At 32.4% G+C, this 3,441-nt stretch carries 6 protein-coding genes; all 6 read right to left on the reverse strand.

Annotated elements, in window-relative coordinates:
* A partial coding sequence (locus LDB17_RS13870; protein ID WP_393925094.1) for a hypothetical protein occupies window positions 1-205 on the reverse strand: 205 nt, incomplete at its 3' end.
* Between the two features lie 73 nt (window positions 206-278).
* Window positions 279-824, reverse strand: a complete 546-nt coding sequence (locus LDB17_RS13875) for a hypothetical protein (RefSeq protein ID WP_252639440.1) — start codon at window positions 822-824, stop codon at window positions 279-281.
* 20 nt (window positions 825-844) lie between these two features.
* Entirely contained in the window at window positions 845-1,741 is an 897-nt protein-coding gene (locus tag LDB17_RS13880) for a DUF4747 family protein (protein WP_252639441.1), read from the reverse strand.
* 138 nt (window positions 1,742-1,879) lie between these two features.
* On the reverse strand, window positions 1,880-2,437 hold the full coding sequence (locus tag LDB17_RS13885; RefSeq protein ID WP_252639442.1) for a hypothetical protein: 558 nt from the start codon (window positions 2,435-2,437) through the stop codon (window positions 1,880-1,882).
* Complete coding sequence (locus LDB17_RS13890) at window positions 2,434-2,982, reverse strand: glucosaminidase domain-containing protein (protein ID WP_252639443.1); 549 nt, start codon at window positions 2,980-2,982, stop codon at window positions 2,434-2,436. The genes LDB17_RS13885 and LDB17_RS13890 overlap by 4 nt, the downstream gene beginning before the upstream one ends.
* Window positions 2,972-3,400 carry a phage holin family protein gene (locus tag LDB17_RS13895; protein ID WP_252639444.1) on the reverse strand — a complete coding sequence of 143 codons (429 nt, stop codon included), beginning with the start codon at window positions 3,398-3,400 and terminating at the stop codon, window positions 2,972-2,974. The genes LDB17_RS13890 and LDB17_RS13895 overlap by 11 nt, the downstream gene beginning before the upstream one ends.
* Window positions 3,401-3,441 lie beyond the last annotated feature (41 nt).

Below are 3,441 nucleotides of genomic sequence, written 5' to 3' on the forward strand. Positions count from 1 at the left end.
TTTCATCCCCACATGTAATCTGACCAATTTCTTTATAATTAACAGATGGCTTATTTGTCGAATAGACATCAATCGTAGCGTCCAGACTCTTTGGAGGATAAGCCTCCCCGAATAGAGTTACTTTAGCGGATGTACATGAAGAAAGCAATATAAATAAAATGAAAATAGAGAAAACATGTAATTGCACTTTAAATAAATTTTTCATAATATTAGCAGATAAAATTCAATTATCAATAGAGTGAACTAAAGGAAATAGTGGTTGTCACAAAACTATTCTATTACTTATTTTTATCAGTTAGTTTTATTGATAATTGTCCTATATTATAGGTATCAACAACAACATCTTTTAATATTTTAAGGGAAAAAAATAGCAAAAATAGCAATGCGAATAAGGACGCATAATTGACAATATCGTGATATACAAAAGATATCTCCAAACTAATTATGATTTTCAAAACAATTGAGTATAACAAGGATAAAATTATAAAAAGTATAACTAAAGCAAAATCACTATTCATAGACTTTAATAATGCTGATCCTTTATTTAGACTTTTTACTTTTACTGCAGTATCACTCCAATAGAACGAAACCAATATAGTATACCCAGCAACAATCAATCCTAATATTGCTGGTAGTATATTAATACTTAAATCTGTAGTAGTTAATATTATATTTAATGAGTCCGCCTTTGTAACAGTACAAGTGATAATTAAAGCTATTCCCAATATAGCAGGAAATAGTGCATCACAAATAAAATCATATAAAGTATACCCTTTAAATATAGCATTAAAACCAAATTCTGAATCTTTAGTTTTTTTGAACATTCTGCGATTAGTTGTTTTTATTAATTCCTAAATATACCTATTATTTTATTATAGATAATATTTGGTAATTCTGATGACTTGTATTTTATCTGCTCACTACGAATATATTCTTGCGTATTAAATGGTTTGGGTTTAGAACCTTCATTCTCAATAATTTTAGCCTCTAGATCACCATTGCTTTCTGATATATTTACAATCGAAGCAGCCAGACTATCATCACTAAAATTTAAAGGACTTTTTTTATCTCCAACTAAATCCATATCAACTTCTGTTGCTCCTGAATTTGATAACCTTTCATCAAATAGAGCCTCAAAGCCTTTTGTGTGGTCTTTATTTGTATAAGATAGTTTGGCTTTTAAACGAATAACAGCATATACTTGTTGTAACGCTTTAAGTGTATCTTTAGTTTTTTCAATAATTGCGTATACTTTAGTTGCAGAGTCATGTTCTTCGGAATAGAGTCTATCTCCTGCCTCTTCAATATATTTCTTAACTTTTTGCAAACTTATTTCTGAGTTTTTTAATATAGCTAATCTATGCGCTTCAGGAACAAAATAAAAGATACCTCTTTTTTGATTTGCCCCTATCATGTCCACTTCAAATGGCTTATTGATACTTTCTTTTGTTGCGAGATCAATAAAGCCATCGGGATCTAAATCAGTATATTCAACTAAACGACCTCTCCAAACCTTATAATATCCTTTTCCTCTTTCATTTTCGGGAAAGTCTGGACACGGTTCAAATTCAACTAATGTAATACATTTGTCTCCTCTATCTTTTATAGCATAATCCATTTTCAACAATTCTTGAAAGAACAGAATATAATCCAACTCTCCTTCATTTGGCAATAATTTTATATTTAAGAATTGTAATGTTCCTAGAGTTACTCGCTCTGTTCTTTTAGAAGTTTTATTCATGGCTTAAATGTTTTAATTGTTAATTTCCCAAAATTAAACAAAATAATTATTTCTTAACAATTTAAGCAATAAATATTTATATGATACATAATTATCATAAAACAGGAACTCATTCAGATTTAAAGTGAATGAATTGCATTAAAACTTATACTTCACACCTAACATATGTCCATTGCTCTGACTACCCAAACTCTTTTGATATTGATATTCAATACCAATATCGTGATAAAATATTCCTCCTCCAATCCCTATATAATTAAGGGTAGAGTAAGAAGCTGAAATAAATGGCTGCCATACTTTGGTCTTATATATCGTTTGCCGCTCTATTACCGGAGTGAAGTTATAATCTAAAGCCGATAGTTTGTTATATTGAATAACCGGGAATAACTCAAGCTTACCTTGCGTCTTATTATCAAAGGGCGTCAGTTTATATGTCCGCTTTAGTTCATAATCAGCAATTATCGCAGATGTATCAACAGGAATGATCAAATACTTTATACTCCCTGTGTCTTTATATTGGATATCCGGCTTTTCTTCTTTTATCGGTTCAAATTGAGTTGGACTTACTGATCCTGTAAGCATTTTACCTTTTATATATTCTTTTTTAGGTTCGGAATCAATAGATGATCGACCGATAAAGAAGCCTATAACCAGACAGACAATTCCACAGAGAACTATTAAAGTTGTTTTTTTCATAACCCCTCTTCTTTTACTATTTGTTCTACTGTGTTTATCATTGACAGAGCAGTCTTTACATATTCGGGCCCTGTGGCATACTTCCACCCTGTATCATCCATAAGCCTTTTAACGAATTCTCTTGGATCATTCCTATATGGCCAAGCATCAGCATAGCCCGATTTACGGAACAAAGCCTGATGATCATACAAACAATCCTCTAAAGTGTCATAGACTCGGAATAAACGATACACTATGTATTTATAGTTACCGTTCGATAACTTTTCAGGAGTACCAACAACCATTTCAGGAGACTTAAAAGTTACATTCGGATTGCTGAAGTACTCGGTAGTTCTCACCAACTGTGTTTTTCCACCCCAAGAGCTACCTTTAGTTATCCCGAATAAGTTATTCGGAAGCTTGCCATCTAAACTCCATCCACGTTCCAAAGCTGCTTGCATCGTTTCAAAGATCGGATGTATAGAATCATTTGGCTTTTCTTCATGCAGTCTCTTTGCTGCCGGATAAACTGCCTTGACAAAATCGATCTGTTTTTTAGTTGCCATTATTATCCTCCTTTTCTTCTACTTCTATAATATCGTTTTTCTTAGAGAAGAATTTAAAGACATTTACTTTTACCTTTTTACCTTTAGCCGCAAAGTAGTTCACATAGATACTCTCAAGTTCAACACCATAAATGACTAGTAAGATAATTAGCGGCAATAGATCAATTCCGAACGGTTGACCGAATGCCTGCCCAAAAGTATATGCGAGTATAATCCAAAGACAATAGTTTGTTATCTTATCGAGTGTGCGCCTTACGGCTCTTGATCGCTTCACGATCTCATTTCGATATTTAGCAGCCGATATGCCAAACTTTAAATCTGCCATTGTCAAAAGAAAAGCCAATGCTAAAAGCCATTTAGCCCAAATAAAGAAATCGAGTAATCCAATAAGGAAACCGTCTGTATAGTTGTTATCCATAGCCCTATTCCTCTATTGGTTGTATTTCTTTTTCGATCTCA

Origin of the sequence: Dysgonomonas sp. Shenzhen-Wh21, from assembly GCF_043392705.1 — a bacterium.
GTDB lineage: Bacteria > Bacteroidota > Bacteroidia > Bacteroidales > Dysgonomonadaceae > Dysgonomonas.